The 26448-nt window shown below is 60.9% G+C and carries 29 protein-coding genes; 18 read left to right on the top strand and 11 right to left on the bottom strand.

Annotated elements, in window-relative coordinates:
* Positions 1-23: 23 nt before the first annotated feature.
* The 5 genes from LUB09_RS10395 to tldD all read left to right on the top strand — a co-directional run bounded on the left by LUB09_RS10395 (position 24) and on the right by tldD (position 8394).
* A complete protein-coding gene (locus tag LUB09_RS10395) occupies positions 24-620 on the top strand; it encodes a Maf family protein (protein WP_231422524.1) in 597 nt (198 codons plus the stop codon).
* A gap of 70 nt (positions 621-690) precedes the next feature.
* A complete protein-coding gene (gene rng / locus LUB09_RS10400) occupies positions 691-2148 on the top strand; it encodes a ribonuclease G (RefSeq protein ID WP_209988625.1) in 1458 nt (485 codons plus the stop codon).
* Positions 2149-2224: 76 nt separating this feature from the next.
* Positions 2225-6040 carry a YhdP family protein gene (locus LUB09_RS10405; RefSeq protein WP_231422525.1) on the top strand — a complete coding sequence of 1272 codons (3816 nt, stop codon included), beginning with the start codon at positions 2225-2227 and terminating at the stop codon, positions 6038-6040.
* A gap of 46 nt (positions 6041-6086) precedes the next feature.
* The gene (locus tag LUB09_RS10410) at positions 6087-6935 is read left to right on the top strand and encodes a carbon-nitrogen hydrolase family protein (protein ID WP_209988630.1); all 849 of its coding nucleotides are present in this window, start codon (positions 6087-6089) and stop codon (positions 6933-6935) included.
* A 16-nt stretch (positions 6936-6951) separates the two neighbouring features.
* Positions 6952-8394 (top strand): metalloprotease TldD, encoded by a 1443-nt coding sequence (gene tldD, locus LUB09_RS10415; RefSeq protein WP_231422526.1) that lies wholly within the window; start codon positions 6952-6954, stop codon positions 8392-8394.
* Positions 8395-8439: 45 nt separating this feature from the next.
* On the opposite strand, the gene yjgA is transcribed toward tldD, so the two are convergent.
* Positions 8440-8961: a ribosome biogenesis factor YjgA gene (yjgA, locus tag LUB09_RS10420; RefSeq protein WP_004372117.1), complete on the bottom strand. Its 522-nt coding sequence runs from the start codon at positions 8959-8961 to the stop codon at positions 8440-8442.
* Between the two features lie 108 nt (positions 8962-9069).
* On the opposite strand from yjgA, the gene pmbA reads away from it, so the two are divergent.
* From pmbA to LUB09_RS10450, 6 genes are all read left to right on the top strand, one after another.
* Positions 9070-10416, top strand: a complete 1347-nt coding sequence (pmbA, locus tag LUB09_RS10425) for a metalloprotease PmbA (RefSeq protein WP_231422527.1) — start codon at positions 9070-9072, stop codon at positions 10414-10416.
* Positions 10417-10567: 151 nt separating this feature from the next.
* Entirely contained in the window at positions 10568-10963 is a 396-nt protein-coding gene (locus LUB09_RS10430; RefSeq protein WP_209988639.1) for a FagA protein, read from the top strand.
* The gene (locus LUB09_RS10435) at positions 10956-12332 is read left to right on the top strand and encodes a class II fumarate hydratase (protein WP_231422528.1); all 1377 of its coding nucleotides are present in this window, start codon (positions 10956-10958) and stop codon (positions 12330-12332) included. Before LUB09_RS10430 ends, LUB09_RS10435 begins: the two co-directional genes overlap by 8 nt.
* Before the next feature lie 26 nt (positions 12333-12358).
* Positions 12359-12787, top strand: coding sequence for a hypothetical protein (locus tag LUB09_RS10440; RefSeq protein ID WP_209988645.1), 429 nt, complete (start codon positions 12359-12361; stop codon positions 12785-12787).
* Position 12788: 1 nt separating this feature from the next.
* Positions 12789-13400, top strand: coding sequence for a superoxide dismutase (locus LUB09_RS10445; RefSeq protein ID WP_209988648.1), 612 nt, complete (start codon positions 12789-12791; stop codon positions 13398-13400).
* A gap of 33 nt (positions 13401-13433) precedes the next feature.
* Positions 13434-14327, top strand: a complete 894-nt coding sequence (locus tag LUB09_RS10450) for a ZIP family metal transporter (RefSeq protein ID WP_231422529.1) — start codon at positions 13434-13436, stop codon at positions 14325-14327.
* A gap of 25 nt (positions 14328-14352) precedes the next feature.
* On the opposite strand, the gene LUB09_RS10455 is transcribed toward LUB09_RS10450, so the two are convergent.
* The 10 genes from LUB09_RS10455 to LUB09_RS10500 form a co-directional block, all read right to left on the bottom strand.
* Positions 14353-14625 carry an HPr family phosphocarrier protein gene (locus LUB09_RS10455; protein ID WP_231422530.1) on the bottom strand — a complete coding sequence of 91 codons (273 nt, stop codon included), beginning with the start codon at positions 14623-14625 and terminating at the stop codon, positions 14353-14355.
* A 16-nt stretch (positions 14626-14641) separates the two neighbouring features.
* Positions 14642-15499 (bottom strand): RNase adapter RapZ, encoded by an 858-nt coding sequence (gene rapZ / locus LUB09_RS10460; protein ID WP_209988657.1) that lies wholly within the window; start codon positions 15497-15499, stop codon positions 14642-14644.
* A 2-nt stretch (positions 15500-15501) separates the two neighbouring features.
* The gene (ptsN, locus tag LUB09_RS10465; RefSeq protein ID WP_004372099.1) at positions 15502-15957 is read right to left on the bottom strand and encodes a PTS IIA-like nitrogen regulatory protein PtsN; all 456 of its coding nucleotides are present in this window, start codon (positions 15955-15957) and stop codon (positions 15502-15504) included.
* Between the two features lie 9 nt (positions 15958-15966).
* Positions 15967-16272 (bottom strand): ribosome hibernation-promoting factor, HPF/YfiA family, encoded by a 306-nt coding sequence (gene hpf, locus LUB09_RS10470; protein WP_003171804.1) that lies wholly within the window; start codon positions 16270-16272, stop codon positions 15967-15969.
* Between the two features lie 76 nt (positions 16273-16348).
* Positions 16349-17842 carry an RNA polymerase factor sigma-54 gene (locus LUB09_RS10475; RefSeq protein ID WP_209988663.1) on the bottom strand — a complete coding sequence of 498 codons (1494 nt, stop codon included), beginning with the start codon at positions 17840-17842 and terminating at the stop codon, positions 16349-16351.
* 184 nt (positions 17843-18026) lie between these two features.
* Positions 18027-18752: an LPS export ABC transporter ATP-binding protein gene (lptB, locus tag LUB09_RS10480; protein WP_004372092.1), complete on the bottom strand. Its 726-nt coding sequence runs from the start codon at positions 18750-18752 to the stop codon at positions 18027-18029.
* On the bottom strand, positions 18752-19285 hold the full coding sequence (lptA, locus tag LUB09_RS10485) for a lipopolysaccharide transport periplasmic protein LptA (RefSeq protein ID WP_032870591.1): 534 nt from the start codon (positions 19283-19285) through the stop codon (positions 18752-18754). Before lptA ends, lptB begins: the two co-directional genes overlap by 1 nt.
* Complete coding sequence (lptC, locus tag LUB09_RS10490; RefSeq protein WP_004372088.1) at positions 19272-19844, bottom strand: LPS export ABC transporter periplasmic protein LptC; 573 nt, start codon at positions 19842-19844, stop codon at positions 19272-19274. The genes lptA and lptC overlap by 14 nt, the downstream gene beginning before the upstream one ends.
* Before the next feature lie 8 nt (positions 19845-19852).
* Positions 19853-20377: a KdsC family phosphatase gene (locus LUB09_RS10495; RefSeq protein ID WP_057006865.1), complete on the bottom strand. Its 525-nt coding sequence runs from the start codon at positions 20375-20377 to the stop codon at positions 19853-19855.
* Positions 20378-21352 carry a KpsF/GutQ family sugar-phosphate isomerase gene (locus LUB09_RS10500; RefSeq protein WP_209988666.1) on the bottom strand — a complete coding sequence of 325 codons (975 nt, stop codon included), beginning with the start codon at positions 21350-21352 and terminating at the stop codon, positions 20378-20380. It abuts the gene before it with no gap.
* A gap of 305 nt (positions 21353-21657) precedes the next feature.
* Here LUB09_RS10500 and LUB09_RS10505 point away from each other — a divergent pair, with 305 nt between their 5' ends.
* The 7 genes from LUB09_RS10505 (at position 21658) to murA (ending at position 26335) form a co-directional block, all read left to right on the top strand.
* On the top strand, positions 21658-22467 hold the full coding sequence (locus LUB09_RS10505; RefSeq protein ID WP_003216128.1) for an ATP-binding cassette domain-containing protein: 810 nt from the start codon (positions 21658-21660) through the stop codon (positions 22465-22467).
* The gene (gene mlaE, locus LUB09_RS10510; protein WP_231422531.1) at positions 22467-23264 is read left to right on the top strand and encodes a lipid asymmetry maintenance ABC transporter permease subunit MlaE; all 798 of its coding nucleotides are present in this window, start codon (positions 22467-22469) and stop codon (positions 23262-23264) included. Before LUB09_RS10505 ends, mlaE begins: the two co-directional genes overlap by 1 nt.
* Positions 23264-23731 (top strand): outer membrane lipid asymmetry maintenance protein MlaD, encoded by a 468-nt coding sequence (gene mlaD, locus LUB09_RS10515; RefSeq protein WP_003171814.1) that lies wholly within the window; start codon positions 23264-23266, stop codon positions 23729-23731. Before mlaE ends, mlaD begins: the two co-directional genes overlap by 1 nt.
* An 11-nt stretch (positions 23732-23742) precedes the next feature.
* On the top strand, positions 23743-24390 hold the full coding sequence (locus tag LUB09_RS10520) for an MlaC/ttg2D family ABC transporter substrate-binding protein (RefSeq protein WP_209988670.1): 648 nt from the start codon (positions 23743-23745) through the stop codon (positions 24388-24390).
* The gene (locus LUB09_RS10525; RefSeq protein ID WP_231422532.1) at positions 24387-24692 is read left to right on the top strand and encodes an STAS domain-containing protein; all 306 of its coding nucleotides are present in this window, start codon (positions 24387-24389) and stop codon (positions 24690-24692) included. The genes LUB09_RS10520 and LUB09_RS10525 overlap by 4 nt, the downstream gene beginning before the upstream one ends.
* 114 nt (positions 24693-24806) lie before the next feature.
* Complete coding sequence (locus LUB09_RS10530; RefSeq protein ID WP_231422533.1) at positions 24807-25046, top strand: BolA family protein; 240 nt, start codon at positions 24807-24809, stop codon at positions 25044-25046.
* A gap of 23 nt (positions 25047-25069) precedes the next feature.
* A complete protein-coding gene (gene murA / locus LUB09_RS10535) occupies positions 25070-26335 on the top strand; it encodes a UDP-N-acetylglucosamine 1-carboxyvinyltransferase (RefSeq protein WP_004372068.1) in 1266 nt (421 codons plus the stop codon).
* Positions 26336-26448 lie beyond the last annotated feature (113 nt).

Here is a 26448-nt window from a genome sequence, read left to right on the forward strand (position 1 = left end):
GAACCCCACAGGGAGAGTCTGCAATGAATTCGCTTTATCTGGCCTCGGGTTCTCCCCGGCGGCGTGAACTGCTGACCCAGATCGGTGTGCCCTTCACTGTGGTCAGCGCCGCCATTGACGAAACACCTCTTACCAATGAATCACCCGTTTCCTACGTCGAGCGTCTTGCGCGCGGCAAGGCAACGGCGGGTTTCGCCGTGCTTGAAACACCCTTCAATGCCTGTGTGCTGGGGGCTGACACGGCGGTGATTGTCGATGGCCGGATTCTCGGCAAACCCGTGGACCAGGCCGATGCCCTGGCGATGTTGATGGCCCTCGCGGGAAATGAACACGAGGTGCTGACCGCCGTTGCCCTGACGGAGGGTCAGCGCTGCGAAACCCTATGCGTCAGCAGCCGTGTACGTTTTCGCGAGATTGGCGTCGAAGAGGCGACCGCCTACTGGCACAGTGGCGAACCCCGGGACAAGGCGGGTGGCTATGCTATCCAGGGGCTGGGGTCGGTGTTTGTTGCCGGGCTCAATGGCAGCTATTCCGCCGTGGTCGGGCTGCCGGTGTGCGAAACCGCGCAACTGCTTAGCCGATTCGGCATACCCTGTTGGCAAAACCTTACCGTGCGCTGAACGCCGTATTACAGCGCCAAGCCTTGAGCGATCGGTCACTATTGTGAAAACGCCAGAACGAGACCCAGCCATGAGTGAAGAGATTCTGATCAATATCACGCCGATGGAATCGCGCGTGGCAGTGGTAGAGAACGGTGTTCTGCAAGAAGTGCATGTCGAGCGCACCCAGAAGCGCGGGATCGTCGGCAACATCTATAAAGGCAAGGTGGTGCGCGTGCTGCCGGGGATGCAGGCGGCGTTTATCGACATCGGCCTGGACCGTGCGGCATTTATTCACGCGTCGGAGATCTCTCTGCGCGAAGGGCCCGCGGTGGAGAGCATCAGTGCCCTGGTGCATGAAGGGCAGAGCCTGGTGGTGCAAGTCACCAAGGACCCCATCGGCTCCAAAGGCGCGCGGCTGACGACACAGCTGTCGATTCCTTCGCGTTATCTGGTGTACATGCCGCGTACCGCCCATGTCGGCATTTCCTTGAAGATCGAAGACGAAGGCGAGCGCGAACGCCTGAAAAAAGTGGTCAGCGACTGCGTGGCGGCCGAAGGCATCAAGGAAGCCGGCGGCTTCATCCTGCGCACCGCCGCCGAGGGCGCCGGTGCCGATGAAATCCTCATGGACATCCGCTACCTGCGGCGTCTGTGGGACCAGATCGGCGAGCAGATCAAGACCATTGGCGCGCCCAGCGTCATCTATGAAGATCTCGGCCTGGCGCTGCGTACCCTGCGCGACCTGGTCAGCCCGAAAATCGAAAAAATTCGCATCGACTCGCGCGAAACCTTCCAGCGCACCACCCAATTTGTCGCCGAACTGATGCCGGAAATTGCCGACCGCCTGGAGCATTACCCTGGCGAGCGGCCAATCTTCGACCTGTATGGCGTCGAAGACGAGATCCAGAAAGCCCTTGAGCGCAAGGTGCCGCTCAAGTCCGGCGGCTATCTGGTGGTGGACCCGGCGGAAGCCATGACCACCATCGACGTCAACACGGGGGCATTTGTCGGCCATCGCAACCTGGAAGAGACCATCTTCAAGACCAACCTTGAAGCGGCCACCGCGATTGCCCGCCAACTGCGCCTGCGCAACCTGGGCGGGATCATCATCATCGACTTCATCGACATGGAAGATGAAGAGCACCAACGCCAGGTGTTGCGCACCCTTGAGAAGCAATTGGAGCGTGATCACGCCAAGACCAATATCATCGGCATCACCGTGCTGGGCCTGGTGCAGATGACCCGCAAACGCACCCGCGAAAGTCTCGAACAGGTGTTGTGCGAACCCTGCAGCAGTTGCCAGGGGCGCGGAAAATTGAAAACCCCGGAAACGGTTTGCTACGAGATTTTCCGGGAAATCCTGCGCGAGGCACGGGCCTACCAGGCTGAAGGTTATAGAGTGCTGGCTAACCAGAAAGTGGTCGATCGGCTGCTGGACGAAGAGTCCGGCAACGTCGCTGAGCTGGAGGTGTTTATCGGGCGCACGATTCGCTTCCAGGTCGAAACCATGTATTCCCAGGAACAATACGACGTGGTGCTGCTCTGATCCCCAATCGCTTGTTTTCTTCGAGCCCGGCAGACCTTGATCTGCCGTCCGCCCACCGAGTTGAGGGTCGCCTGACATGGAGCGTCTGATACGCTTTTTTGCCGCTTTGACCCGCTGGGGCCTGGGCCTGTGCGCGCTGCTGCTGGTCTTGGCGGCGGTGTACGTGAGCCTGGGGCGTGAATTGACCCCGTTGGTGGCTGAATACCGTGCCGAGATCGAGGCCAAGGCCCAGTCGGCGGTGGGCATGCACCTGCGTATCGGCAGCCTGGAAGGGCGCTGGAGCGGCTTTGCTCCCGTGTTGCTGGCTCACGATGTGATGGTCGGCGAGGGCAACAGCGCCTTGCGCCTGGACCAGGTCGAAGTGGTGCCGGATATCTGGGCCAGCCTGATTGCCCGTGAAGTGCGCCTTGCCCACCTGCAAGTCAGCGGCCTGCAATTGAGCGTCAAGGAAGACAAGGATGGCCACTGGGCCCTGCAGGGCTTGCCGCTGCCGGATGACCAGCCGCTGGACCCGCAGCAGTTGCTCGAGCGCATGCAGCGGGTCAAGCGGGTGTCGGTGCTCGACAGCCAGGTCACCCTGCAACCCTTCGATCAGGCGCCGGCGACCCTCACCTACGTTGGCCTGAGCCTGCACACCGGCACCGATCGCCAACGCCTGGATGCGCGCCTGACCCTTCCCGATGGCCAGCCGCTGGCCCTCAACCTGCGCACGCGCATCCGTGCCAGCCAATGGCAGGACGGCGAAGTCCAGGCTTACCTGAGCCTGCCCCAGAGCGATTGGGCCAAGTGGATTCCCGCCCGCCTCACTCAGCAATGGACACTCAGCGAGTTCAAGTCCGGCGGAGAATTTTGGCTGACCTGGGCCAAGGGCACCGTGCAAAGCGCTGCGGCGCGTCTCAACGCTCCCGAGATAAAAGGCAGTTATGCCGGGCGCAAGCCGGTGCATATCGAGAATTTTGCCCTGACGGCGTACCTGCAGCGCAGTGACACAGGCCTTAAGGTGCTGTTTGATTCGCTGGCGATGAACCTCGGCGACAACCGCTGGGAATCGCGCCTGCAATTGCAGCAGGCGCTGGCGACCGACAAGGCTCCGGAAACCTGGAAGTTGCAGGCCGATCGCGTGGACCTGACCCCGATTACTCCCCTGTTGAATGCCCTGGCGCCGCTGCCTGAAGGCTTCGCCAAAACCATCGCACACCTCAAGGCCACCGGCCTGCTGCGCAATGTGCTGGTGGATTTCCGCCCGGAGGACAGCACCGACCAAAAACTCAGCTTCGCCGCCAATCTTGAGCGCGTGGGTTTCGATGCCTATTCCGGCGCGCCGGCGGCGCGCAACGTGTCCGGCAGCATCAGCGGCGACCTGGGCCAGGGCGAGTTGCGCATGGACAGCAAGGATTTTTCCCTGCACCTGGACCCGATCTTCGCCAAGCCCTGGCAATACATCCAGGCCAATGCGCGGCTGACCTGGAAGCTGGATAAACAAGGCTTCACCCTGATCGCCCCGTATATCAAGGTGCTGGGCGAAGAGGGCAAGGTGGCCGCCGACTTCCTGATTCGCCTGCATTTCGATCATAGCCAGGAAGACTACATGGACCTGCGGGTGGGCATGGTCGATGGCGATGGGCGCTTTACGCCCAAGTACTTGCCGGCGGTGCTGAGCCCGGCTCTGGATGAGTGGCTGCGCACTGCGATTCTCAAAGGCGCGGTCGACCAGGGTTTCTTCCAGTATCAGGGGTCGTTGAACCATAACGCGTTGCCGGCTTCGCGCAACATCAGTCTGTTTTTCAAGGTGCATGACGCCGAGCTGGCGTTCCAGCCGGGCTGGCCTCATGTCAGCAAGGTCAACGGCGAAGTGTTCGTCGAGGAAAGCGGCGTGCGCATTCTGGCCAGCAAGGGCCAGTTGCTCGACACAAAGGTCAAGGACGTCTACGTCAATATTCCCCATGCCCCTGCGGGCAAGGACAGCCACCTGCTGTTGACCGGTGGTTTTTCCGGCGGCCTGGGCGATGGCCTGAAAATTTTGCAGGAAGCGCCGATTGGTACGGCGTCGACCTTTGCCGGATGGAAAGGCGAGGGCGATCTGCAAGGCAAGCTGGACCTGGATGTGCCGCTGGCCAAAGGCACCGAGCCGAAGATCGTGGTGGACTTCCAGACCGACAAGGCCCGCCTGCAGTTGGCCGATCCGACCCTGGACCTCAACCAACTGAAGGGGAATTTCCGTTTCGACAGTGCCAAGGGCTTGAGCGGCGATCAAATCAGCGCCCAGGCGTTCGATCGGCCCATCAGTGCGCAGATCTTCGCCGAAGGCAGGCCGGGTGCTATCAGCACCCGCGTGGTCGCCAAGGGTCAGGTCACGGTCAAGCGGCTGACTGACTGGCTGAACGTTACCCAGCCGCTGCCAGTATCCGGCGATATCCCCTACCAGTTACAAGTCATCCTTAATGGCGCAGACAGTCAGTTGATGGTCAATTCCGACCTCAAGGGTGTGGCGGTGGATCTGCCGGCGCCGTTTGGCATGCCAGCGAGCCAGGGCCGAGACAGCACGTTCCGCATGACCCTGCAGGGCGCCGAACGGCGTTACTGGTTTGATTACGGGGAGCTGGCGAACTTCACCTTTGCCGCACCACCGGACAACTTCAATGAGGGGCGCGGCGAGTTGTTCCTCGGTGATGGCGATGCAGTGCTGCCGGGTGCGAAAGGCCTGCGCATTCGCGGCGTGCTGTCGGAGCTGGATATCGATCCGTGGAAGAAACTGGTTGGCCGTTACGCCGGTAATGACCCGGGTGGCAGCGCCAAGCAACTGCTCAGTGGCGCGGATTTCAAGGTCGGCAAGCTGACAGGCTTTGGCAAGCAGTTCGATCAGGTCAGCCTGCTGCTGGACCGCAAACCGGCGGCCTGGGGCCTGCAACTCGACAGCCAGCAGGCCAAAGGCTCGGTGAACCTGCCGGATGCGAAGGGCGCGCCCATCGCGATCAACCTGCAGTACGTAAAACTGCCTGCGGTTGACCCGACCGTGCAGGCGGATGAAAACGCGCCGGACCCGCTGGCCGACATCGACCCCAAGGACATTCCCGCGCTGGATATCAACATCGAGCAGTTGTTCCAGGGCCCGGACCTGATCGGTGCGTGGTCGCTGAAAATTCGGCCGACGGCCAAGGGCCTGGCCTTCAACAGCCTGGACCTGGGCCTCAAGGGCTTGCAGCTCAAGGGCGCGGGCGGTTGGGAAGGCACGGCCGGCGACAGCAGCAGTTGGTACAAAGGGCGCCTGGACGGCAAGAATATCGCCGATGTGCTCAAGGGCTGGGGCTTTGCGCCTACCGTGACCAGTCAGGAGTTTCACCTCGATGTGGACGGCCGCTGGCCGGGTTCGCCGGCGTGGGTCGGGCCAAAGCGCTTCTCCGGCATGCTCGATGCCGATTTCCGCCAGGGGCAATTTGTCGAAGTCGAGGGCGGCGCCCAGGCGTTGCGCGTGTTTGGGCTGCTCAACTTCAACTCCATCGGTCGTCGCCTGCGGCTGGACTTCTCCGACCTGCTCGGCAAGGGCTTGAGCTATGACCGGGTCAAAGGCCTGCTGGCGGCCAGTGATGGCGTGTTTGTAACGCGAGAGCCGATCACCATGACCGGGCCTTCGACCAACCTTGAACTCAATGGCACCCTGGACCTGGTGGCCGACCGCGTGGATGCCAAGCTGCTGGTGACCCTGCCGGTGACCAACAACCTGCCGATTGCGGCACTGATTGTCGGCGCGCCGGCCATCGGTGGTGCGCTGTTTCTGATCGACAAGCTGATCGGTGACCGCGTTTCGCGCTTCGCCAGCGTGCAATACACCGTGCAAGGGCCGTGGAAGGATCCGAAGATTACCTTCGACAAGCCTTTCGAAAAGGCCAAGTGAGACTTGATGGAGTAGCCTGTGGCTATTCTTTTATGGAGTATCGGCCATGACGTTTGCGGTAATTCAGATGGTCAGCCAGAGCGACGTGCTGGCCAACCTGGCCGAGGCCCGGCGCCTGCTGGAGCAGGCCGCCCAAGGCGGTGCCCGGCTGGCGGTGCTGCCGGAAAACTTCGCCGCCATGGGCCGCCGCGACGTGGCCGATATCGGCCGAGCCGAAGCCTTGGGCGAAGGCCCGATCCTGCCATGGTTGAAACAGGCCGCCCGCGACCTCACCTTATGGATAGTGGCCGGCACATTGCCGTTGCCGCCCAGGGATCAACCGAATGCCAAGTCCACTGCCTGCTCGCTGCTGATCGATGATCGCGGTGAGGTGGTTGCCCGTTACGACAAACTGCACCTGTTCGACGTCGACGTGGCGGATGCCCGGGGTCGCTATCGTGAATCCGACGACTATGCTTTTGGCAGCACTGTAATAGTGGCGGACACCCCCGTCGGACGATTGGGCCTGACGGTGTGTTACGACCTGCGCTTCCCGGAGTTGTACAGCGAGTTGCGTGCGGCGGGCGCTGAGCTGATCAGCGCGCCCTCGGCCTTTACGGCGGTCACCGGCGCTGCGCATTGGGACGTGCTGATCCGCGCGCGGGCCATCGAAACCCAGTGCTATGTGCTGGCGGCGGCTCAGGGCGGCGTGCACCCGGGCCCAAGGGACACTCACGGACATGCCGCCATCGTTGACCCTTGGGGCCGCGTGCTGGCGCAACAGGACCAAGGCGAAGCGGTGTTGCTGGCCGCACGCGACAGCACGGAACAGGCGTCGATACGGGCGCGCATGCCGGTGGTGAATCACCGGCGCTTTTTCTCGCAGGGCGCGCAGCGACCTGCTTCAGAACGATGAATTTAAGGCCAAACCTATGAGCGAGTTGTTGTCCTCAGTCAGTGAACACCTCCTGGCACCCGGTGGCGTGACCATCGAAAGCTTGCAAACCGTGCTCGGTGACCTGGCCGGGCCAGGTATCGATGCGGCCGACCTGTATTTTCAGGGGCAGATTTCCGAGTCCTGGTCGCTGGAAGACGGCATCGTCAAGGAAGGCAGTTTCAACCTCGACCAGGGCGTGGGCGTGCGTGCGCAATCGGGCGAAAAGACCGGGTTTGCCTACAGCAACGCGATCACCCTCGAAGCGCTGGGCCAGGCTGCGCGTGCCGCGCGTTCGATCTCCCGCGCCGGCCAGAATGGCACAGTGCAGGCGTTCAGCACCCAGGATGTCGCCCAGTTGTACGGCCCGGATAACCCGCTCGAAGTGATCAGCCGTGCGGAAAAGGTCGAGCTGCTCAAGCGCATCGACGCCGCCACCCGTGCGCTGGACCCGCGAATCCAGCGAGTCACCGTAAGCATGGCCGGGGTGTGGGAGCGCATCCTGGTGGCGTCCACTGACGGCAGCCTGGCAGCGGATGTGCGCCCACTGGTGCGTTTCAATGTCAGCGTGATCGTCGAACAGAACGGCCGCCGCGAACGCGGTGGGCATGGCGGCGGCGGGCGCACCGACTACCGGTATTTCCTCGCCGACGACCGCGCCATGGGGTACGCCCGCGAAGCGCTGCGCCAGGCGCTGGTCAATCTGGAAGCCATTCCGGCGCCAGCGGGCACGTTGCCGGTGGTGCTGGGGTCCGGTTGGTCCGGTGTGCTGCTTCACGAAGCGGTGGGTCATGGCCTGGAAGGTGACTTCAACCGCAAGGGCAGTTCGGCCTATAGCGGGCGCATGGGCGAAATGGTTGCGTCCAAACTGTGCACGATTGTTGATGACGGCACGCTGGCCGGCCGTCGTGGCTCGTTGACGGTGGACGATGAAGGCACGCCGACCGAGTGCACCACCCTGATCGAGAACGGCGTGCTCAAGGGCTACATGCAGGACAAGCTCAATGCCCGCCTGATGGGCGTGGCGCGTACCGGTAACGGTCGTCGCGAGTCCTACGCGCACCTGCCGATGCCGCGCATGACCAACACCTACATGCTCGGCGGCGAAAGCGACCCGGCGGAAATCATTGCGTCGGTCAAGCGCGGGATCTATTGCGCCAACCTCGGCGGCGGCCAGGTTGATATCACCAGCGGCAAGTTCGTGTTTTCCACCAGCGAGGCGTATCTGATCGAAGACGGCAGGATTACTGCGCCGGTCAAAGGGGCGACCTTGATTGGCAACGGTCCGGAAGCGATGAGCAAGGTGTCGATGGTCGGTAACGACCTGTCGCTGGACAGCGGCGTGGGCACATGCGGCAAGGATGGGCAGTCGGTGCCGGTGGGTGTCGGCCAGCCAACGCTGAAGATTGATGCGATCACCGTGGGTGGCACGGGGTCGTAAGAGATGGAGCTTCGGGTGGCGCAGACCGCCACCCGGGGAAGAGGATCAGCGCAGGCCGCGTTGAGTCTCGTCCAGCTCACGGATGTACTTGAAGATTTTACGGCTGGTGGCTGGCGCCTTGTTATGCGCCTGCTCGTGCTGGGCCTGACGGATCAGGGAGCGCAGTTGCTGGCGGTCCGCGTCCGGGTAGTCCAGCACGAATTTCTCCAGCACGGCGTCATCGCCCGCAATCAGGCGGTCACGCCAACGTTCCAGGTTGTGGAAGCGTTCGTTGTACTGGCGAGTGGAGGCATCGGTTTGATCAAGCAGGGCCAGGATGGCGTCAATGTCCTGATCGCGCATCAATTTGCCGATAAACATGATGTGCCGTTTACGCGCGATATTCGCGCTGTGCTTGGGCGCATCGGCCAGCGCCCGGCGCATTTCGTCGGTCAGTGGCAGTTTGGCAATCAAATCTTTCTTGAGCGTTGTAAGGCGCTCGCCGAGGTCAACCAGCGCATGCAGCTCGCGTTTGACCTGGGTTTTGCTTTTCTCCCCATCGAGGGAGTCGTCGTAAGAATCAACCATGGTGGCAGTCCGCAAAGAAACGCCGCCATGATAACCAGTCGGGGGCCGCTTGTCCGGCCCGGTCGCTCGATGGCCTTAACCGAAAGCAGATTTTGAGTGGAGAAAACCATGAGTGCAGCCCAAAGCGTCGGTCCGCAAGCGTTACCGGCACTGCAGGAACAAGTCGAGCAGATCCTTGCCGAGGCCAAGCGCCAGGGGGCCGCTGCCTGTGAAGTGGCGGTGTCGCTGGAGCAGGGGCTGTCGACTTCGGTGCGTCAGCGGGAAGTGGAAACTGTCGAGTTCAACCGTGACCAGGGGTTTGGCATCACCCTGTACGTCGGTCAGCGCAAAGGCTCGGCGAGCACCTCGGCCAGCGGCCCGGACGCGATACGCGAAACCGTCGCCGCCGCACTGGCAATTGCCAGGCACACTTCCGAGGACGAAAGCTCGGGCCTGGCCGACAAGGCGCTGATGGCCAGGGACGTGCAGGACTTCGATCTGTTCCACGCCTGGGACATCACGCCTGAGCAGGCGATCGAACAGGCGCTGACGTGTGAGGCCGCGGCGTTCGACGCAGATGCCCGCATCAAGAACGCCGATGGCACCACGTTGAGCACTCACCAGGGTTGCCGTGTGTATGGCAACAGCCATGGGTTTATCGGTGGTTATGCGTCGACTCGTCACAGTTTGAGCTGCGTCATGATTGCCGAAGCCAATGGCCAGATGCAGCGTGACTACTGGTACGACGTAAATCGCCAGGGCGAGTTGCTGGCCGACCCGGTCAGCATCGGCCAGCGCGCAGCACAGCGCGCCGCGAGCCGCCTCGGTGCGCGCCCGGTGCCAACCTGTGAGGTGCCGGTGCTGTTTTCCGCAGAGCTGGCCGGGGGCTTGTTCGGCAGTTTCCTGGGGGCGATTTCCGGTGGCAACCTGTACCGCAAATCCTCTTTCCTTGAGGGGGCTATCGGTCAGACGCTGTTTCCGGAGTGGATGACCATCGATGAGCGTCCGCACCTGATGCGCGCGATGGGCAGTTCATCGTTCGACGGTGATGGCCTGGCCACCTATGCCAAGCCGTTCGTCGAGCAGGGTGAGTTGGTGTCCTATGTGCTGGGTACCTACGCCGGTCGCAAGCTCGGCCTGCCCAGCACCGCCAACGCTGGCGGCGTGCATAACCTGTTCGTGAGCCATGGCGATGAAGACCAGGCCGCGCTGTTGCGTCGTATGGGGCGTGGCCTGCTGGTAACCGAACTGATGGGGCACGGCCTGAACATGGTCACCGGGGATTACTCGCGCGGCGCCGCGGGTTTCTGGGTGGAGAACGGCGAGATTCAGTTCGCGGTCCAGGAAGTCACCATCGCTGGCAACATGCGCGATATGTTCAAGCAGATCGTAGCGGTCGGAAATGATCTGGAACTGCGCAGCAACATTCGCACAGGTTCGGTACTGATCGAGCGGATGACAGTGGCGGGCAGCTGACCCACCCTTCGTCTCAAATAAAAAGCGCGCTATTCCACACGGATAGCGCGTTTTTTTTTATGCCTGGATTGTCGACGGATCACGCTGCCGCCATTGCGTTGATTCTGATTATCATTTAATAATAAATATCATTACCGAATGAGAGTGGGTTATGAGTCGCGTCCTGCATGAAGATCCCTACCTCGAAAGCTGGCGCTGGATGAGCCGTCAGATTCGCTGCGGCCTCGATCCCAACGAGCCGCGCCTGATCGAGCATTACCTCAACGAGGGTCGTTACCTCGCGTGCTGTACGGCGACTCACCCGTGGACAATTGCTGAAACCTCATTCCGCTTGCTGATCGACACCGCCAGCGATATTGCCCTGCCGTGGCACTGGCGATCGCTGTGCCTGGATCAGGCCTGGCGCCCGCTGCGCGACCTGGAAAAACTTTCCAGCTGTGCCTGTCGCCTCAAGCGCTGGCAGGCGTTTGCCTGGCAATTGGCGACGTGCCAATTGCAGCCCTCCCTTTCTGTTTCTGACCTGGTGCAAGGATCCTCCGATGAGTAACACCCGTATCGAACGCGACAGCATGGGCGAACTGCACGTACCGGCCGAGGCTCTGTACGGCGCCCAGACCCAGCGCGCCGTGGACAACTTCCCGATCAGCCATCAGCGCATGCCGGCGCCCTTCATTCGCGCGCTGATCCTGGCCAAGGCCGCCGCCGCCAAGGCCAATGTCGAGCTCAAACAGATCAGCGAAGGGCAGGGCAAGGCTATCGTCGACGCCGCCCAGGGTTTGCTCGAAGGCGACTTCATGCGCCACTTCCCGGTGGATATCTTCCAGACCGGTTCCGGCACCAGCTCCAACATGAACGCCAACGAAGTGATCGCCACCCTCGCCAGCCGCCTGCTGGGCGAGGGGGTCAACCCCAACGATCACGTCAACTGCGGGCAAAGCAGCAACGACATCATCCCCACCACCATTCACGTCAGCGCAGCAATGGTGTTGCATGAGCAAACGTTACCGGCGCTGCTGCATCTGGTGCAGGTTATCGAGCAGAAAGCCGAGCAGGTGCATCCGTTCATCAAGACCGGCCGCACCCATCTGATGGACGCCATGCCGGTACGCATGAGTCAGGTGCTCAACGGCTGGGCGCAGCAGCTCAAGGCCAACATCGGGCATCTGCAGGACCTGCTGCCCAGTCTGCAGGCCCTGGCCCAGGGCGGCACCGCCGTGGGCACGGGCATCAACGCACATCCCGAATTCGCCGCGCGCTTCAGTCAGCAACTGAGCAGCCTGACCGGCGTGAAATTCACCCCGGGCAAGAACCTGTTCGCGCTGATCGGCTCCCAGGACACCGCCGTTGCGGTGTCGGGCCAACTGAAGGCGACCGCCGTGTCGCTGATGAAAATCGCCAATGACCTGCGCTGGATGAACTCGGGCCCATTGGCCGGCCTGGGCGAAATCGAACTGCAGGCTTTGCAGCCGGGTTCGTCGATCATGCCCGGCAAGGTCAACCCGGTAATCCCCGAGGCGACCGCCATGGTCGCCGCGCAGGTGATCGGCAATGACACGGTGATCACCATCGCCGGCCAGTCGGGCAACTTCGAACTCAACGTGATGCTGCCGATCATCGCCCAGAACCTGCTCAGCAGCCTCGAACTGCTGGGCAATTCCAGCCGTCTGCTGGCGGACAAGGCGATTGCTAGCTTCAAGGTCAACGAAACCCGGCTCAAGGAAGCGTTGTCGCGCAACCCGATCCTGGTGACGGCACTCAACCCGATCATTGGTTACCAGAAGGCGGCTGAAATCGCCAAAAAGGCCTATCAGCAGGGTCGCCCGGTGATCGATGTCGCCCTTGAACACACTGACTTGCCGCGTAGCCAACTGGAGGTCCTGCTGGACCCGGAAAAGCTCACGGCCGGCGGCGTGTAATCACCGACCTGCTTTGGAGGCTCACCATGGAGCACTGGAAACGCACGATCGAACGGGCCAATCGCTGTTTTATGGCCGGTGAACTGGTTGACGCTCGCGAGGCCTACCTGCAAGCCCTGGCCCTCGCGCAAGTGTTGTTCGAACGCTGGGCGGATGCCGACGAAGCGGTGGCGGCCTGCGTCATTTCCCATCACAACCTGGCGGACCTGCACCTGCGCCTGAACCAGCCTGAGGAAAGCGCCGAATACCTCTGCGCGGTCCATCAGCGCTTGTTGCAGACCATGCAGGACCCGCGTCTGCCGCCGCAACTGCGTGAGGCGGCATTGCGCCAAAGCAGCAAAACCTACGTCGAACTGCTGAATTTCATCAGCGATCACGGTGAATACCCACGCACTCATCGCCTGCTGGGCGGTGCCGCGGTGCAACCGACCCCGTCTCAATACGGAGCACATTGATATGAGTTACACCTTGCCTGCCTTGCCCTACGCCTACGATGCCCTGGAACCGCACATCGATGCGCAAACCATGGAAATCCACTACACCAGGCACCATCAGACCTACATCAACAACTTGAACGCTGCGGTTGATGGTACTGAGTTTGCCGACTGGCCGATTGAAAAGCTGGTGTCCAGCGTCCAGCAGTTGCCCGAGAAGTTGCGCGCTGCGGTGATCAATCAGGGCGGGGGCCATGCCAACCACTCGTTGTTCTGGGCCGTCATGTCGCCCAAAGGTGGCGGCAAGCCCGAAGGCGCACTGGGCAAGGCGATTGATCAGCAATTGGGCGGCTTCGAAAGCTTCAAGGAGGCATTCACCAAAGCCGCGCTGACCCGCTTCGGCAGCGGTTGGGCCTGGCTGAGCGTTACTCCGCAAAAGACCCTGGTGGTGGAAAGCAGCGGTAATCAGGACAGCCCGCTGATGAACGGCAATACCCCGATCCTGGGTCTGGACGTTTGGGAGCATGCGTATTACCTGCTGTACCAGAACCGCCGCCCGGAATACATCAACGCCTTCTACAGCGTTATCAACTGGCCCGAAGTGTCTGCACGCTATCAGGCCGCCGTGGCCTGATATTTATCTCCATAACAAGACCTAAGGCCGACTATGGGTACTGGAACACTGGCGATCAGCAGCGTGCGATTGTTTCGCTATGCGTTTGGCTCGCTGCTGCTGCTGGCAGGCACTGCATTGCTGGTGGCCCACGGGCTGGCCTGGCTGGACCTGGAACCGCGCATCCTGCGTGCCCTGCAGGGCGGTGCGCTCTGTGCGCTCGGCACAGCTTTGGGCGCGGTGCCCGTACTGGTAATCCGGCGCATGCCGGTGGCGTTGAGCGATACGCTATTGGGCTTCGGGGCGGGGGTGATGCTGGCTGCGACCGCCTTTTCGCTGGTGGTGCCGGGTATTTCCGCCGCCGAAAGCCTGGGGCTTTCGTCTTGGGCCGCCAGTGGCCTGATCAGTTTCGGCATCATGCTGGGCGCATTCGGGCTGTATTTGGTGGATCGCAAGGTTTCCGGCACCAGTCCGGAGATGTTGGTGGGCACACCGGATAAACCGGTCATCCCGCCTCGAATCTGGTTGTTTGTATTTGCCATCATCGCCCACAACATTCCGGAAGGCATGGCGGTGGGGGTGTCCGCCGGCGGCGGCATGCCGGATGCCGACAGCCTGGCGATGGGCATCGCGCTGCAGGATGTGCCGGAAGGACTGGTGATCGCGCTGGTACTGGCGGGAGCAGGTATGTCGCGGGTCAAGGCGTTCCTGATCGGCGCCGCTTCAGGCCTGGTGGAGCCGGTGTTCGCCGTGCTCTGTGCCTGGCTGGTCACCCTTGCAGAAGTGCTGTTGCCATTGGGCCTGGCATTGGCTGCGGGCGCGATGCTGCTGGTGGTGACTCACGAAGTGATCCCCGAGTCGCGGCGCAATGGTCACGACAAGCTTGCCAGCCTTGGGTTGTGCCTGGGGTTTTGCTTGATGATGGTGATGGACACTGCCCTGGGTTAGGCCGCGCTGCTACTCAGGTTGGCGGTTATTCACCTTCGTCAAACTTGTTGTTGATCAACTCCACCAAGGCTGCCATCGCTTCATCCTCCTGCTCACCTTCGGTTTTCAGATGAATCGTGGTGCCCTTGCCCGCAGCCAGCATCATCATTGCCATGATGCTTTTGCCATCGACCATCGACTCCGGTGTACGCCCGGCGCGGATCTGGCAAGGAAACTTCCCGGCAACGCCGACGAATTTGGCCGAAGCCCGGGCGTGGAGGCCCAGCTTGTTGATAATTTGAATTTCCAGAGCGGGCATCGCGGAGGTGTTCCTTTCAGCTTAGGTCGCGGTGGCGGACCTGAACGTTCTTGAGGGTTTGCTGCAGCACCAGGCCAAGACGTTCGGTCAGGTAGACGGAGCGGTGGTGACCGCCGGTGCAGCCGATGGCTATGGTGACATAAGCGCGATTGCTCGCGGCAAAGCGCGGCAGCCATTTGAGCAGGTAGGTGGAGATGTCCTGGAACATATCCTCCACATCCGGTTGCGCGGCCAGGTAATCGATCACCGGCTGATCCAGTCCGGATTGTTCGCGTAGCTCCGGTTTCCAGTAAGGATTGGGCAGGCAGCGCACGTCGAACACCAGGTCGGCATCCACCGGCATGCCGCGTTTGAAGCCAAATGACTCGACCAGAAAGGCCGTACCGGGCTCAGGCTGATTGAGCAGACGCAGCTTGATGGCGTCGCGCAGCTGGTACAGGTTCAGGTTGGTGGTGTTGATCTTGAGGTCGGCCAGATCAATGATCGGCCCCAGCAGCGTGGTCTCGTCTTCGATGGCCTCGGCCAGCGAGCGGTTCGGGCTGCTCAGCGGGTGGCGCCGGCGGGTTTCGGAGAAACGCTTGAGCAGCGTCTCTTCGTCGGCGTCCAGGTACAGCACATCACAATGAATATGCTTGCCGCGCACTTCTTCGAGCAGTTCAGGGAACCGCGAGAGGTGGCTGGGCAGGTTGCGTGCATCAATCGAAACGGCGACCAGCGGTTGCGCCAATTCGGTATGGATAAGCGCGCGTTCGGCCAGTTCCGGCAGCAGGCCGGCGGGCAAATTATCGATGCAATAAAAACCGCTGTCTTCAAGCACATTGAGTGCGGTGCTTTTACCCGAGCCGGAGCGGCCACTGACAATGATCAGGCGCATGGTTATTGCTCGTCCAGCACAACCTGATACAACGCCTCATTGCTGCTGGCGTTGCGCAGTTTATGACGTACTTCCTTGCGGTCGAGCATGCTGGCGATCTGCCGAAGCAGTTCCAGGTGAGCATCGGTGGCCGCTTCCGGGACCAGCAAAACGAAGAGCAGGTCGACCGGAGCGCCGTCGATGGCATCGAAATCAATGGGTCTTTCCAGGTGCAGCAAGGCGCTGACCGGTGTGTCGCAGCCTTTGAGTCGGCAGTGAGGAATCGCGATGCCGTTGCCAAAACCGGTGGAGCCCAGTTTTTCACGGTCGATCAGGGCCTTGAACACGACCTGCTCATCCAGCTCGGGCACTTCCCGGCTGATCAGGTTGGCAATGTGTTCGAGGGCTTTTTTCTTACTGCCACCCGGCGCGTTCACCAGGGAACGGCCGGGGGTCAGGATGGTTTCAAGTCGGATCATGGGGGGGAGTTAACGACCTGTACCTTGCATCAGGTGCAGATTCTTTTCCTTATGCTTTATGAGTTGGCGGTCGAGCTTGTCGTAGAGCGAGTCAATCGCCGCGTACATGTCTTCGTGTTCCGCATTGGCGACGAGCTTGGCATTCGGTACGTGCAGGGTGGCTTCGATTTTCTGCTTGAGCTTGTCGACCTCCATGATGACCTGCACATTGGTGATCTTGTCGAAATGCCCCGCAAGCTTGTTCAGCTTGCTCTCGGTGTATTCACGCAGGGGCTTGGTGACTTCCAGCTGGTGTCCACTGATGTTGACTTGCATACAGCTTCTCCTTCGTTGCCAGTGCATAAAGCGACAGGCGAAAAGCGCCTGCCACTGGAACGCTGTGGCCCGCCCGTCACATCAACCGCTTACGCTCGCTGGAAGGCGCAATCCCAAGGGATTCGCGATACTTGGCGACGGTTCGACGGGCGACCTGAATGCCTTGTGCCTCCAGTAAACCAGCGATCTTACTGTCACTCAATGGCTTTTTCTGATTTTCCGCGGCAACCAGTTTTTTGATGATTGCGCGAATCGCCGTGGACGAGCATTCGCCGCCTTCGGAGGTGCTGACGTGGCTGGAGAAAAAGTATTTCAGCTCATATATACCCCGCGGGGTATGCATGAATTTCTGTGTGGTGACCCGCGAAATCGTCGATTCGTGCATGCCCACCGCTTCCGCGATATCGTGCAGCACCAGCGGTTTCATCGCTTCGTCGCCGTACTCCAGGAAGCCGCGCTGATGCTCGACGATCTGGGTGGCCACTTTCATCAGGGTTTCGTTGCGGCTTTGCAGGCTCTTGATGAACCAGCGGGCTTCCTGCAACTGGTTGCGCATGAAGGTGTTGTCGGCACTGGTGTCGGCGCGGCGCACAAAGCCGGCGTACTGCGGGTTGACCCGCAGGCGCGGCACGGATTCCTGGTTCAACTCCACCAGCCAGCGCTCGTTGTCCTTGCGGACGATCACGTCGGGGACCACGTATTCGGCTTCGCTGGATTCGATCTGCGAGCCCGGCCTCGGGTTGAGGCTCTGCACCAGCTCGATGACCTGGCGCAGTTCATCTTCCTTGAGCTTCATGCGACGCATCAGCTGGCTGTAGTCACGGCTGCCCAACAGATCGATGTAGTCGGTAACCAGGCGCTGGGCTTCAGCGAGCCATGGCGTCCTGGCGGGCAATTGACGCAATTGCAGCAGCAGGCATTCACTGAGGTTGCGCGCACCGATACCGGCGGGCTCGAACTGCTGGATACGGTGCAGCACGGCTTCAATCTCGTCCAGTTCGATATCCAGTTCGGGGTCGAAAGCCTCCAGAATTTCGTCGAGCGTCTCGTCCAGATAGCCCTGGTTGTTGATGCAGTCGATCAGGGTGACGGCGATCAGGCGATCAGTGTCGGACATCGGCGCCAGGTTCAGCTGCCACAGCAGGTGGCTTTGCAGGCTCTCGCCGACGGAGGTGCGGGTGGTGAAGTCCCACTCGTCATCATCATTGCTGGGCAAGCTGCTCGCGCTGGTCTGGTAGACATCTTCCCAGGCGGTGTCCACGGGCAGTTCGTTGGGAATGCGTTCGTTCCAGTCGCCTTCCTCGAGGTTGTCCACCGTGGGGGCAGTTTCCTGATAGGAGGGTTCCTGCACGTCCGGGTTGGGTTTTTGCTCGATGTTGTCGGCCAGTGGGTCTGCATTATCGAAGTCGTCGCCTTCTTCCTGGCGTTCGAGCATCGGATTGGACTCCAGGGCCTCCTGGATTTCCTGTTGCAGGTCCAGGGTCGACAATTGGAGCAGGCGGATGGCCTGTTGCAGCTGCGGTGTCATCGTCAGCTGCTGGCCCATTCTCAGGACTAGCGATGGTTTCATGGCAGGGGCTTAACACCTTATTCGCCGGCGCAATGCGCCATCCACGACAGGGCGCGCGAGCGCCAAACATAAGCAAATTATATGCCTGATATCAGGTGCTTTGCCTAGAGCGCGATGACAATAAAAATACTGAAGTTTTCATTGACTCGCGCGCTCGTCGGCGAACGCCCTGATACCACCGTGTCTACAGGCGGAACTCGTGACCCAGGTACACTTCCTTGACCAGTTCGTTGGCCAGGATAGTCGCCGAATCGCCTTCGGCGATCAGTTGGCCATCGTTGACGATATAGGCGGTCTCGCAGATATCGAGGGTCTCACGGACGTTGTGGTCGGTGATCAGCACACCGATACCCTTGGCCTTGAGATGATGGATGATCTGCTTGATGTCGCCGACCGAAATCGGGTCGACGCCGGCAAACGGTTCGTCCAGCAGGATGAACTTGGGTGCCGTCGCCAGGGCGCGGGCGATTTCCACGCGGCGACGCTCACCACCGGACAGACTCATGCCGAGGTTGTCGCGAATGTGGTTGATGTGGAATTCCTGCAGCAGGCTTTCCAGCTCCTGACGGCGGCCGTCGCGGTCGAGTTCCTTGCGGGTCTCGAGGATCGCCATGATGTTGTCGGCAACCGACAGCTTGCGGAAAATCGACGCTTCCTGTGGCAGATAGCCGATACCGGCGCGTGCACGACCGTGCATGGGCTGGTGGCTGACGTCGAGGTCGTCGATCAGCACACGCCCCTGGTCGGCCTGGACGAGGCCCACGATCATGTAGAAGCAGGTGGTCTTGCCGGCGCCGTTGGGGCCGAGCAAGCCGACGATCTGGCCGCTGTCGATCGACAGGCTGACGTCGCGCACGACCTGACGGCTTTTGTAGGCCTTGGCCAGATGCTGGGCTTTCAGGGTTGCCATTACTCGGCCTTCTTCTTCGGCTGGATAACCATGTCGATTCGCGGACGGGGTGCAGTGACCTTGGAGCCATTGGCGCGACCGGCGTTGGCGATCTGCTTCACGGTGTCATAGGTGATTTTTTCACCTTCCGTGGAGTTGCCATCGGGGCTCAGCACCTTGGCCTGGTCGATCAGCACGATGCGATTCTGCTGGGCGTGATACTGGATGGTCTTGCCGTAGCCCTTCATCGGGCCGGTATCGGCAGGGGCCTGCTTCTGCTCGAAGTAGGCCAGGTTACCCACCGACGTCACCACGTCGATGTCGCCAGCCGGGGTGCGGGTGAGGGTCACCGTGTTGCCGGTGATCTTCATCGAGCCCTGGGTGATGATGACGCCGCCGGTGTAGGTTGCGACGCCTTGCTTGTCATCGAGCTGAGCATCGTCAGCCGAGATGTGGATCGGTTGCTGGCTATCGTTCGGCAGAGCCCAGGCGCTCACGCTTCCCAGTGCTGCGCCCAGACCGAGCAAAATAGGGAGAGTTTTAACGAGCCTCATACTGTCCTCTTACGTTCGATAGCAGGTGTATCCTGCTTTCTTTCAAATACGCTTTCATTCCCTTGCCAGTCGATACACCGCCAGCGCCGTCGATTCTAACGTCTTGCTCGGTCTGCGCATATTGCCTTTGTGGGAATACGGTCATGCGACTGCTGGTAATGATGGTGTCGCGGTTCTGCGCGTCAGTTCGTGCGACGCGCACCGAGTCGATCAGTTCCACCTCGGTGCCGTCCGGGTTGACCTCGCCACGCTTGCTGGTCACGTGCCACGGGAACTCGGTGCCACGGTACAGATTCAGGTCCGGGTTGGTCAGCAGCGTGACTTCGGAAGCCTTCAAATGCTCGACCTTGTCCGATGTCATCTCGTACTGCACCTTGCCATCGGGCAGAAACTGCACGCTGTAGGCGTTGGTTGCGTAATAGTCGATAACCCCTTCGTCAACCTGCGCAACAGGCTGGTCGAGAAAGCGCTCCGGGCTGATATTCCAGTAGCCTACCGCGAGGAACAGCGCGGCAATGACCCCGAATAACAGGAAGTTGCGAATCTTTTTGCTCAGCATAAAACGCTCTATAGGTAGGCGGCGTGGGCCGCTTCAAGGCGGCCCTGGGCACGCAGGATCAGCTCGCAGAACTCGCGGGCGGCGCCTTCGCCGCCGCGGGCGGTCGTGACGCCATGGGCGTGTTCACGCACGAACGCAGCAGCATTGGCGACGGCCATGCCCAGGCCCACGCGGCGAATCACCGGCAAGTCCGGCAAGTCGTCACCCAGGTAGGCGACCTGCTCATAGCTTAGGTTGAGTTGGCCAAGAAGCTCGTCGAGCACCACCAGTTTATCCTCACGGCCCTGATACAGGTGAGGAATACCCAGGTTTTGTGCGCGGCGTTCCACAACGGGTGTTTTTCGACCACTGATAATGGCCGTTTGCACGCCTGCGGCCATCAACATCTTGATGCCCTGGCCATCGAGGGTGTTGAACGTCTTGAATTCGCTGCCATCTTCGAGGAAGTAAAGGCGGCCATCAGTCAATACGCCGTCCACGTCGAAAATCGCCAATTTGATGTGTTTGCCGCGTTGCAGCAGGTCGTCGCTCATTTACATCACTCCCGCACGCAGCAAGTCGTGCATGTTCAGGGCGCCAATCGGGCGGTCGTCGGCATTGACCACCACCAGCGCGCCGATCTTGTGGTCTTCCATGATCTTCAGCGCTTCGGCTGCCAGCATCTCGGGGCGTGCCGTCTTGCCGTGGGGCGTCATCACCGCATCAATGGTGGCCGTGTGGATATCGATGGTGCGGTCCAGGGTGCGACGCAGGTCGCCGTCCGTGAACACGCCGGCCAGTCGCCCGTCCGCTTCCAGAATAACGGTCATGCCCAGGCCCTTGCGCGTCATTTCCATCAGCGCATCCTTGAGCAGGGTACCGCGCTGGACGTGAGGCAGTTCATCGCCCGAATGCATCACATGTTCCACCTTGAGCAGCAGGCGGCGGCCCAGGGCACCACCGGGGTGGGAAAACGCAAAGTCTTCAGCGGTGAACCCGCGCGCTTCGAGCAGCGCCACGGCGAGCGCATCGCCCATCACCAGGGTGGCGGTGGTGGAGGAGGTCGGCGCCAGGTTAAGCGGGCAGGCTTCGTGGGTCACGTGTACGTTCAGATTGACGTCGGCGGCCTTGGCCAGCGTCGACTCCGGGTTGCCGGTGACACTGATCATCTGGATACCCAGGCGCTTGATCAGCGGCAGCAGGGTCACGATTTCGTTGGTGGTACCGGAGTTGGACAGGGCCAGGATCACGTCGTCGCGGGTGATCATGCCCATGTCGCCATGACTGGCTTCAGCCGGGTGCACGAAAAAAGCGGTGGTACCGGTGCTCGCCAGGGTGGCGGCAATCTTATTGCCGACATGGCCGGATTTGCCCATGCCGACCACCACAACGCGGCCCTTGCTGGCCAGAATCAGCTCACAGGCGCGTACAAAATCCGCGTCGATATGGGCCAGCAAGCCTTCTACGGCTTCAAGCTCCAGGCGGATCGTACGTTGTGCGGATTGAATGAGGTCGCTGGATTGGCTCATGTCTGAAGTCGTATAGCCTGACGAAAAGTCGGCGATTATAGCGGTAATGAACAATTCCCTCACGCTAGATCGTCAGGGTTTATTCGATAGGCGCAAATTTACACTCGGTTACATCCTCGCGGTTTTTTCGCTGTCCTGATTCTGAACGAGCGATGTTCCGGCCTTGGGGGCTCTGCACCAGCGGTGATATAGTTCGCCGCTTGTTCGGCCCGCCCAGCACACGCGGCTATTTATATTGCGCAAGCGTGTAAACGTTTGTCGTTCACGTGGTGTCTGAGTGTGAGTCCGCATCCCAAGGAGTTTAGATGAGTGCCGATAACGCCTACGCGGTCGAGCTGAAGGGCCTTTCCTTCAAGCGCGGGACGCGCAGCATCTTCAATAACGTCGATATTCGCATTCCCCGCGGCAAGGTCACGGGCATCATGGGGCCTTCCGGTTGCGGCAAGACCACCCTGTTGCGTCTGATGGGCATGCAGTTGCGGCCCAGCGCCGGCGAAGTGTGGGTCAATGGCCAGAACCTGCCGACGCTGTCGCGCAGTGATCTGTTCGACGCGCGCAAGCACATGGGTGTGCTGTTCCAGAGCGGCGCGCTGTTCACAGACCTGGACGTGTTCGAGAACGTGGCCTTCCCGTTGCGGGTGCATACCCAGCTGTCCGACGAGATGATTCGTGACATCGTGTTGTTGAAACTGCAGGCCGTCGGCCTTCGCGGAGCCATCGACCTGATGCCGGACGAACTGTCAGGCGGCATGAAGCGCCGTGTCGCGCTGGCGCGAGCCATTGCCCTGGATCCGCAGATCCTCATGTACGACGAGCCCTTCGTGGGCCAGGACCCGATCGCCATGGGTGTCCTGGTGCGCCTGATCCGTCTGCTCAACGATGCGCTGGGAATCACCAGTATCGTGGTCTCCCACGACCTGGCCGAAACGGCGAGCATCGCCGACTACCTGTATGTCGTCGGCGATGGCCAGGTGCTGGGGCAGGGCACGCCCGAAGAGCTGATGAACGCCGACAACCCGCGCATTCGCCAATTCATGACCGGTGATCCCGATGGTCCGGTGCCCTTTCATTTTCCGGCAGCGGATTACCGCTCAGACCTTCTGGGGAAGCGTTGATGCGCAAGACATCTCTTATCGAGAAGGTTCGCCTTTTCGGTCGGTCCGGCATCGATATCATCGAAGTGCTGGGTCGTTCGACCATTTTCCTGTTCCACGCCCTGCTGGGGCGCGGTGGCATCGGCGGTGGCTTTGGCCTGCTGCTCAAGCAATTGCACGCTGTGGGCGTGATGTCGCTGGTGATCATCGTGGTGTCCGGGGTTTTCATCGGCATGGTGCTGGCGCTGCAAGGCTTCAACATCCTTTCGAGCTATGGCTCGGAACAGGCGGTAGGCCAGTTGGTTGCCCTGACGCTGCTGCGTGAGCTGGGGCCGGTGGTGACCGCGCTGCTGTTCGCCGGGCGCGCAGGTTCTGCACTGACCGCCGAAATCGGCAACATGAAATCCACCGAGCAGTTGTCCAGCCTGGAAATGATCGGTGTGGACCCGCTCAAGTACATCGTTGCCCCACGCCTGTGGGCCGGCTTCATTTCCCTGCCGCTGCTGGCGATGATTTTCAGCGTGGTGGGCATCTGGGGCGGCTCTTGGGTTGCCGTGGACTGGCTGGGCGTCTATGACGGTTCCTACTGGGCCAACATGCAAAACAGCGTGACCTTCACGGGTGATGTGCTCAACGGCATCATAAAGAGCATTGTCTTCGCGTTTGTCGTGACCTGGATCGCCGTATTCCAAGGCTATGACTGTGAGCCCACTTCAGAGGGGATCAGCCGTGCCACCACCAAGACCGTTGTGTACGCCTCGCTGGCGGTACTGGGCCTTGACTTCATTTTGACCGCCTTGATGTTTGGAGACTTCTGATGCAAAACCGCACTGTGGAAATCGGTGTCGGCCTTTTCTTGCTGGCTGGCATCCTGGCTTTACTGTTGCTGGCCCTGCGGGTCAGCGGTCTTTCGGCCAGCCCCACCGCCGATACCTATAAACTTTACGCGTACTTCGACAATATCGCCGGTTTGACTGTCAGAGCTAAAGTGACCATGGCCGGTGTCACCATCGGCAAGGTCACGGCAATCGATCTGGATCGCGACAGCTTCACCGGGCGAGTGACGATGCAACTGGACAAGAAGGTGGATAACCTGCCGACTGACTCCACAGCATCTATCCTCACTGCGGGTTTGCTCGGTGAGAAGTACATCGGTGTCAGCGTGGGTGGGGAAACAGCCCTGCTCAAGGATGGTTCGACCATCCACGACACGCAGTCGTCGCTGGTGCTTGAGGACCTGATTGGTAAGTTCCTGCTCAACACGGTCAATAAAGACGCCAAATGAGGAATCTGTTCATGATCTCTACCTTGCGACGTGGCCTGCTGGTACTGCTTGCAGCGTTGCCGCTGATGGCAAACGCGGCAGGTTCTGCCCACGACCTGGTGCAGGACACGACCAACAAGATGTTGGCTGACCTGACGGCCAACAAAGAAAAGTACAAACAGGACCCGAGCCAGTTCTACAACGCGCTCGACACCATCGTGGGCCCGGTCGTGGATGCCGAAGGCATCTCCCGCAGCATCATGACGGTGAAGTATTCGCGCAAGGCCACGCCGGCGCAGATGCAGACCTTCCAGGAAAACTTCAAGCGCGGGCTGTTCCAGTTCTACGGCAACGCCTTGCTCGAGTACAACAACCAGGGCATTACCGTGGCCCCGGCCGGCGACGAATCGGGTGACCGCACCAGCGTCAACATGAGCGTCAAAGGCAACAATGGCGCGGTGTACCCTGTGCAGTACACGCTGGAGAAGGTCAAGGGCGAGTGGAAGCTGCGCAACGTGATCATCAACGGCATCAACATCGGCAAACTGTTCCGTGACCAGTTCGCCGACGCGATGCAGCGCAATGGCAACGACCTGGACAAGACCATCAATGGTTGGGCCGGTGAAGTGGCCAAGGCCAAGGAAACCTCCGACAAAGAAGCCGGGAAGTCTGCGCAATGACCGAGTCGGCTGTTCGTATGGGCGCTGCCGGCGAGCTGTTCCTCAGTGGCGTGCTGGATTACCGTACCGGGCCTGACCTGCGCAAGCAGGGCCAGGCGCTGATCCAGGCCAGCAGCGCACCTGCGCTGGTGCTCGATTGCTCGGCGGTGACCAAGTCCAGCAGCGTAGGTTTGTCCTTGTTGCTGTGCTTCATGCGTGATGCCGAAGCGGCCAACAAGCCGCTCAGCATTCGTGCGCTGCCCGAGGACATGCGTGAGATCGCCGAGGTTTCCGGTCTGACCGAGCTGCTGGCGCATCCTTAATACACGTTATTACAGGAGCCCCCCGTCAGAGTCCTGCTATGCGGGGTTCGCAGGCGCGGGGCTTTTTTGTATGATGTGCGACCCGTGCGCACTGGGCGCCGATAGAGGTTGAACATGCAGGCCCTAGAAGTTAAGAGCTTTCTCGAAGGAAAGCTGCCGGGAACGACCGTAGAAGTTGAAGGCGAAGGCTGCAATTTCCAGCTGAACGTGATTAGCGATGAACTGGCGGCATTGAGCCCGGTCAAGCGTCAGCAGCAGATCTATGCCCATTTGAACCCATGGATCACCGATGGCAGCATCCATGCGGTCACTATGAAATTTTTCAGCCGCGCGGCCTGGGCCGAGCGCACCTGAGCCCCCAAGGCGTCGAGATTCTTATGGATAAATTGATTATTACCGGCGGTGCCCGCCTTGATGGCGAGATCCGCATCTCCGGTGCGAAAAACTCCGCCTTGCCGATTCTGGCAGCGACCCTGCTGTGCGATGGCCCGGTCACCGTGGCCAACCTGCCGCACCTGCACGACATCACCACCATGATCGAGCTGTTCGGTCGCATGGGCATCGAGCCGGTGATCGACGAGAAACTCTCGGTCGAAATCGACCCCCGCACCATCAAGACCCTGATCGCCCCGTACGAACTGGTCAAGACCATGCGTGCGTCGATCCTGGTGCTGGGCCCCATGGTTGCCCGTTTCGGCGAGGCTGAAGTGGCCCTGCCTGGCGGTTGCGCCATTGGCTCGCGTCCGGTCGACCTGCACATCCGTGGCCTTGAAGCCATGGGCGCGGTCATCGACGTTGAAGGCGGCTACATCAAGGCCAAGGCGCCAGAAGGCGGCCTGCGTGGCGCCAATTTCTTCTTCGATACCGTCAGCGTCACCGGCACCGAGAACATCATGATGGCCGCGGCCCTGGCCAACGGCCGCAGCGTCCTGCAAAACGCCGCGCGCGAGCCGGAAGTGGTCGACCTGGCCAACTTCCTGATCGCGATGGGTGCCAATATCAGCGGCGCCGGCACCGACACCATCACCATCGACGGTGTGAAGCGTCTGCACTCGGCCACCTACAAAGTGATGCCGGACCGTATCGAGACGGGCACTTACCTGGTTGCCGCCGCCGTTACCGGTGGCCGCGTCAAGGTCAAGGACACCGATCCGACCATCCTTGAAGCCGTTCTGGAAAAACTCAAGGAAGCCGGTGCTGAAATCACCACCGGTGAAGACTGGATCGAGCTGAACATGCACGGCAAGCGGCCAAAAGCCGTTAACGTGCGCACCGCTCCGTACCCGGCGTTCCCGACCGACATGCAGGCGCAGTTCATCTCCCTGAACGCAATCGCCGAAGGCACCGGTGCGGTGATCGAGACCATCTTCGAAAACCGTTTCATGCACGTGTACGAACTGCACCGCATGGGCGCCAAGATCCAGGTTGAAGGCAATACCGCCATCGTCACCGGTATCGACAAGCTCAAGGGCGCGCCAGTGATGGCTACCGACCTGCGGGCGTCGGCCAGTCTGGTGATCTCGGCGCTGTGCGCTGACGGCGACACCCTCATCGACCGCATCTACCACATCGACCGTGGTTACGAGTGCATCGAAGAAAAACTGCAGATGCTCGGCGCGAAGATCCGCCGCGTACCGGGCTAGTCCTGGCGCCGTAAACACCGCCGCTGTTGCGGCAAGTGGGCTCCTGCGGTGAGCGAGCTTTTGTGGCAAGCGGGCTTTTGTGGCGAGCGGGCTTGCCCCGCGTTGGACTGCGC

The sequence above is a fragment of the Pseudomonas sp. Leaf59 genome (genome assembly GCF_920984685.1).
In the GTDB taxonomy this organism is placed as follows: Bacteria; Pseudomonadota; Gammaproteobacteria; order Pseudomonadales; family Pseudomonadaceae; genus Aquipseudomonas.

Bases quoted from the DNA above. Each gene is read 5' to 3' on its own strand.
- LUB09_RS10500 (WP_209988666.1), bottom strand. From the start codon at position 21,352: ATGAGCCAATCCAGCGACCTCATTCAATCCGCACAACGTACGATCCGC.
- mlaD (WP_003171814.1), top strand. From the start codon at position 23,264: ATGCAAAACCGCACTGTGGAAATCGGTGTCGGCCTTTTCTTGCTGGCT.
- LUB09_RS10435 (WP_231422528.1), top strand. From the start codon at position 10,956: ATGAGTAACACCCGTATCGAACGCGACAGCATGGGCGAACTGCACGTA.
- LUB09_RS10440 (WP_209988645.1), top strand. From the start codon at position 12,359: ATGGAGCACTGGAAACGCACGATCGAACGGGCCAATCGCTGTTTTATG.
- LUB09_RS10455 (WP_231422530.1), bottom strand. From the start codon at position 14,625: ATGCCCGCTCTGGAAATTCAAATTATCAACAAGCTGGGCCTCCACGCC.
- LUB09_RS10405 (WP_231422525.1), top strand. From the start codon at position 2,225: ATGGAGCGTCTGATACGCTTTTTTGCCGCTTTGACCCGCTGGGGCCTG.
- lptA (WP_032870591.1), bottom strand. From the start codon at position 19,285: ATGAGGCTCGTTAAAACTCTCCCTATTTTGCTCGGTCTGGGCGCAGCA.
- LUB09_RS10495 (WP_057006865.1), bottom strand. From the start codon at position 20,377: ATGAGCGACGACCTGCTGCAACGCGGCAAACACATCAAATTGGCGATT.
- LUB09_RS10430 (WP_209988639.1), top strand. From the start codon at position 10,568: ATGAGTCGCGTCCTGCATGAAGATCCCTACCTCGAAAGCTGGCGCTGG.
- rapZ (WP_209988657.1), bottom strand. From the start codon at position 15,499: ATGCGCCTGATCATTGTCAGTGGCCGCTCCGGCTCGGGTAAAAGCACC.
- LUB09_RS10525 (WP_231422532.1), top strand. From the start codon at position 24,387: ATGACCGAGTCGGCTGTTCGTATGGGCGCTGCCGGCGAGCTGTTCCTC.
- lptB (WP_004372092.1), bottom strand. From the start codon at position 18,752: ATGGCAACCCTGAAAGCCCAGCATCTGGCCAAGGCCTACAAAAGCCGT.
- yjgA (WP_004372117.1), bottom strand. From the start codon at position 8,961: ATGGTTGATTCTTACGACGACTCCCTCGATGGGGAGAAAAGCAAAACC.
- lptC (WP_004372088.1), bottom strand. From the start codon at position 19,844: ATGCTGAGCAAAAAGATTCGCAACTTCCTGTTATTCGGGGTCATTGCC.
- LUB09_RS10445 (WP_209988648.1), top strand. From the start codon at position 12,789: ATGAGTTACACCTTGCCTGCCTTGCCCTACGCCTACGATGCCCTGGAA.
- rng (WP_209988625.1), top strand. From the start codon at position 691: ATGAGTGAAGAGATTCTGATCAATATCACGCCGATGGAATCGCGCGTG.
- LUB09_RS10450 (WP_231422529.1), top strand. From the start codon at position 13,434: ATGGGTACTGGAACACTGGCGATCAGCAGCGTGCGATTGTTTCGCTAT.
- mlaE (WP_231422531.1), top strand. From the start codon at position 22,467: ATGCGCAAGACATCTCTTATCGAGAAGGTTCGCCTTTTCGGTCGGTCC.
- ptsN (WP_004372099.1), bottom strand. From the start codon at position 15,957: ATGATCCGACTTGAAACCATCCTGACCCCCGGCCGTTCCCTGGTGAAC.
- murA (WP_004372068.1), top strand. From the start codon at position 25,070: ATGGATAAATTGATTATTACCGGCGGTGCCCGCCTTGATGGCGAGATC.
- LUB09_RS10475 (WP_209988663.1), bottom strand. From the start codon at position 17,842: ATGAAACCATCGCTAGTCCTGAGAATGGGCCAGCAGCTGACGATGACA.
- LUB09_RS10505 (WP_003216128.1), top strand. From the start codon at position 21,658: ATGAGTGCCGATAACGCCTACGCGGTCGAGCTGAAGGGCCTTTCCTTC.
- LUB09_RS10530 (WP_231422533.1), top strand. From the start codon at position 24,807: ATGCAGGCCCTAGAAGTTAAGAGCTTTCTCGAAGGAAAGCTGCCGGGA.
- hpf (WP_003171804.1), bottom strand. From the start codon at position 16,272: ATGCAAGTCAACATCAGTGGACACCAGCTGGAAGTCACCAAGCCCCTG.
- LUB09_RS10395 (WP_231422524.1), top strand. From the start codon at position 24: ATGAATTCGCTTTATCTGGCCTCGGGTTCTCCCCGGCGGCGTGAACTG.
- tldD (WP_231422526.1), top strand. From the start codon at position 6,952: ATGAGCGAGTTGTTGTCCTCAGTCAGTGAACACCTCCTGGCACCCGGT.
- LUB09_RS10410 (WP_209988630.1), top strand. From the start codon at position 6,087: ATGACGTTTGCGGTAATTCAGATGGTCAGCCAGAGCGACGTGCTGGCC.
- LUB09_RS10520 (WP_209988670.1), top strand. From the start codon at position 23,743: ATGATCTCTACCTTGCGACGTGGCCTGCTGGTACTGCTTGCAGCGTTG.
- pmbA (WP_231422527.1), top strand. From the start codon at position 9,070: ATGAGTGCAGCCCAAAGCGTCGGTCCGCAAGCGTTACCGGCACTGCAG.